Origin of the sequence: Pseudoduganella sp. RAF53_2, from assembly GCF_052113985.1 — a bacterium.
Taxonomy (GTDB): Bacteria; Pseudomonadota; Gammaproteobacteria; order Burkholderiales; family Burkholderiaceae_D; genus Rugamonas.
In genome coordinates, this window is the sequence record NZ_JBFRDW010000547.1 from 1 (window position 1) to 4,183 (window position 4,183).

The 4,183-nt window shown below is 66.1% G+C and carries 4 protein-coding genes; all 4 read left to right on the forward strand.

What is annotated here, in order from left to right; all coding sequences use genetic code 11:
• The coding region (locus AB4Z11_RS25045) for a helicase-related protein (RefSeq protein WP_442028479.1) at positions 1-622 on the forward strand (622 nt) is incomplete at its 5' end.
• A 59-nt stretch (positions 623-681) separates the two neighbouring features.
• Complete coding sequence (locus tag AB4Z11_RS25050; RefSeq protein WP_442028480.1) at positions 682-1,686, forward strand: ligase-associated DNA damage response exonuclease; 1,005 nt, start codon at positions 682-684, stop codon at positions 1,684-1,686.
• Entirely contained in the window at positions 1,679-3,313 is a 1,635-nt protein-coding gene (locus tag AB4Z11_RS25055) for an ATP-dependent DNA ligase (RefSeq protein ID WP_442028482.1), read from the forward strand. Before AB4Z11_RS25050 ends, AB4Z11_RS25055 begins: the two co-directional genes overlap by 8 nt.
• 155 nt (positions 3,314-3,468) lie before the next feature.
• Positions 3,469-4,183 (forward strand): DEAD/DEAH box helicase (locus AB4Z11_RS25060; protein WP_442028483.1); only part of this gene is annotated, 715 nt, incomplete at its 3' end.

Consider the following 4,183-nt stretch of genomic DNA (forward strand, 5'->3'; position numbering starts at 1 on the left):
GCGCAAGCTGAATCAGGAATTGTTCATGGCGGGCGAGCGGCGCGTGATGGTGGCGACCAATGCTTTCGGCATGGGCATCGACAAGCCGGACGTGCGCTTCGTGATTCACCTGCAAGTCCCGGCCAGCCTGGAAGCCTACTATCAGGAGTCCGGCCGCGCGGGCCGCGACGGCGAAGTAGCCGATTGCACGCTGCTTTACTTCCACGACGACAAGCGCGTGCAGCAGTTCTTCCTCGCAAAGCATTATCCGGATTCGGCAGCGCTGCGCGCGGCGCATGAGGCGGTGTCTGCGCAAGCACTGCCGGCGCGCCGCGACAAGCGTCTGCAAGTGGCCTTGAAGCTGTTGAAGGATGGGGGCTTGCTACGCCAGAACCGCCGTCTGGAATTCCTGCTGACGAACCGTGAAGCGCGCGCCAGCGACTACGACCGGCTGGCCGCGCAATACCAGCACAAGTCCGAACGCGACCGCGAGGCGCTGGAACTCATGGTGTCTTATGCGCAGAGCGCCCGCTGCCGCTGGAAGCTGCTGCTCGATTACTTCGGTGACGACACGGCAGGCATTGAGCGCTGCGGTGTATGCGATAACTGTAAGTCACCGCCAACGATTGACTCTGTGCGTTAAGGGACAGAACGCGCGCCGGATGCTTCGCTACAATGTCCCCAAAAAGTTGGGAGCCTGGCATGGCAGAAATGGTTATTGTCCGTAAGGAGGGGCTGTATTGCGTCCCCGGCCAGTTCTACATCGACCCCTGGCGGCCGGTGGAACGCGCTGTGATCACGCACGGCCACATCGACCACGCGCGGCCGGGCAATGGCCACTATCTGACGGCGGCGCCAGGCGTCGGCATCCTGCGTTCGCGCCTTGGCGATGTCACGATCCAGGGCCTCGATTACGGCGTGCAGGTGGTGCACAACGGCGTGCACATCTCGCTGCATCCCGCAGGACACGTGCTGGGATCGGCCCAGGTGCGCATGGAATATCAGGGCGAGGTGTGGGTGGCCTCCGGCGACTACAAGATCGAACCGGATGCGACCTGCACGCCTTTCGAGCCGGTGCGCTGCGATTGCTTCATTACCGAGTCCACCTTCGGCCTGCCGATTTACCGCTGGGAGCCGCAGCAGGACATCTTCAATGACATGAATGCCTGGTGGCGGCGCAATGCGGAGGAAGGGCGCGCCAGCATGATGCTGTGCTACCCGTTCGGCAAGGCACAGCGCATCCTGAGCGGGCTTGATCCGTCGATTGGTCCAATTGTCTGCCACGGCGCGGCGGAACCGCTGAATCAGGTTTATCGCGAAGCGGGTGTGGCGCTGCCGCCGACGGTGATGGTGGGCGATGTGGACAAGGCTGCGCTGCGGCGGGCGATGGTGATTGCGCCGCCGTCCGCTGGCGGTTCGCCATGGGCACGGCGCTTCGGCGATTTCAGCGATGCTTTCGCCAGCGGCTGGATGCAGCTGCGCGGCGCGCGCCGCCGGCGTGGCGTGGATCGCGGCTTCGTGCTGTCCGATCACGCCGACTGGCCGGGCTTGATGCAAGCGATTCGCGCCACCGGCGCCGAACGGGTGGTGGTCACCCATGGTTCGATTCCCGTGCTGGTGCGCTGGCTGTGCGAGAACGGCTTCGACGCCAAATCCTTCGATACCGAATACGGTGACGAGGAGGCGGAGGAGGTCTCCGATGCGTGAGTTCGCCCGCCTGTATGCCGAGCTGGATGAAACCACGGCGACCAACCGCAAGCTGGAAGCGCTGCGCGCGTATTTCGCCAGCGCCTCGCCGGAGAATGCCGCGTGGGCGGTGTACTTCCTGGCCGGCGGCAAKCCACGCCAGGCGGTGCCGGTCAAGCTGCTGCGCCAGTATGCGACCGAGTATGCAGGACTAGAGGAGTGGCTGTTCGACGAGTGCTACAACGCGGTAGGCGATCTGGCTGAGACGATTGCGCATATCCTGCCCGAGCCGAAGCATCGCAGCGATCTGGGTCTGGCGGAATGGATCGAGCAGCGCATTGCGCCGTTGCGCGGTGCGCCGCCGGAGGATATCCGTGCGGCGCTGTTCCGCTATTGGGAAGAGCTGGAGACGCGCGAGCGCTTCCTGCTGGTGAAGCTGATTGGCGGCGGCTTCCGCGTTGGCGTCTCGAAGCTGCTGGTAACGCGGGCCTTGAGCACGATTGCAGCGGTGGACAGCAAGCTGATTGCGCAGCGCTTGATGGGATGGACGGATGGCAGCGTGAATCCGACGGCCAAGGGCTTCCTGCAACTGATAGCAGCGCCGTCCGCGGCGGAACATGCGGAGCGGGGAGGGCAGCCGTACCCCTTCTTCCTGGCGCATCCCTTGCAGGCGCCGCCGGAAACGCTGGGCGATCTGCATGGCTGGCAGGTGGAGTGGAAATACGATGGCATGCGCGCGCAGCTGGTGTCGCGCGGCGGCGCGAACTGGCTGTGGTCGCGCGGCGAAGAGCTGATCACCGAGCGCTTCCCGGAGCTGGTGTCGATGCGTCTGCCGGAAGGCACGGTGATCGATGGCGAGATTCTGGTGTGGCCGTCCGGCGATGCACCCGCGCCGTTCGCGGCGCTGCAGAAGCGTATCGGACGCAAGACGCTGGGCGCCAAGCTGTTGGCGGAGCTTCCGGCCGTGCTGGTGGCCTACGATGTACTGGAACTGGATGGCGTCGATGTACGGCAGCTGCCGCAGCGCGAGCGCCGTGCCTTGCTCGAAACGCTGGTGGCGCAGGCGGGCTTGCCGCAATTGCGCATTTCCCCGCTGGTGCATGCCGGCAGCTGGGCGGAGCTGGCGGAGATCCGCGAGGAATCGCGCACGCGCGGCGTCGAGGGCATGATGCTCAAGGCTGGCGGCGCGCAGTATGGCGTGGGACGGACCAAGGATGTCGGCACCTGGTGGAAGTGGAAAATCGATCCCTATAGTGTGGATGCGGTGCTGGTGTATGCGCAGGCGGGGCATGGCCGGCGGGCGTCCTTGTACACGGACTATACTTTCGCGGTGTGGGACAGCAATGGGAATGGCGAGCGGCAGCTGGTGCCGTTTGCCAAAGCTTATTCAGGATTGACGGATGCGGAGATAGCACAGGTGGACAACGCCATACGCCGCACGACCATCGAGCGCTTCGGACCAGTGCGCAGCGTGCGGCCGACCATGGTGTTCGAGATTGGCTTTGAGGGGATTGCTTTGTCGCCGCGCCATAAGTCCGGCATTGCCGTGCGCTTCCCGCGCATTCTGCGCCGGCGTGATGACAAGTCCATCGACGACGCCGATRCCCTCGACGCGCTCCGCAGCCTGCTGTCGCCGCCGTCGCCATGAGCCCCTCCTTCCCCCGCCCGCGCCCCCTCCCATCGCGCCGCCCCCAATCCCCAGCCCCCACAGCCCCCCAGCCTGGCTCCGCCGACGCGCCGCACGGCGTGGCCGCAGGAGGGGCGTCTGCATCGGGCTGCGCGGCTGGGGGCGGGCGGACGGTGATGGATGACGCGGCGCCGGGGCGGGAGGCGGTGGAAGCCTGGTTTGCGGCGCGCGGCTGGAGCGTGTTTCCGTTCCAACACGCGGTGTGGGCCGCTGCGGCGAAAGGCGAGTCCGGACTGCTGCATGYGACAACGGGCTCCGGCAAGACGCTGGCTGTCTGGTTCGCCGCCTTGCAGCGCGCGCAGTCGAGCCGCAAACCCGGCCTGCGCGTGTTGTGGATCACGCCCATGCGTGCCCTCGCCGCCGACACGCTGCGCGCCCTGCAAGACTCAGCATCCGAACTGCGCCCCGCCTGGCAGATCGAAGCGCGCACTGGCGACACCGACTCCGCCACGCGCGCGCGGCAAGCGCGTCATCTGCCGCCGGCCCTGGTGACCACCCCGGAAAGCCTGACAGTCCTGCTGACCCGCCCCGACGCCCGCGAGCACTTCGCGCAGCTGGACATGGTGGTCGTCGACGAATGGCATGAATTGATGGGCAACAAGCGCGGCGTGCAAACGCAGTTGGCGCTGGCACGGCTGAGGAAATGGCGGCCGCAAACCACCGTGTGGGGACTCTCGGCCACGCTGGGCAATCTGCAGCAGGCGCGCGACGTGCTGACCGGCGAGCAGGGCACGATCATCGAAGGCCACTTGCGCAAGGACCTCATGGTCGACACGCTGATCCCCGACCATCCCTCGCGCTTCCCTTGGGCCGGCCACCTCGGCATGCAGA

Bases quoted from the DNA above. Each gene is read 5' to 3' on its own strand.
- AB4Z11_RS25050 (WP_442028480.1), top strand. From the start codon at position 682: ATGGCAGAAATGGTTATTGTCCGTAAGGAGGGGCTGTATTGCGTCCCC.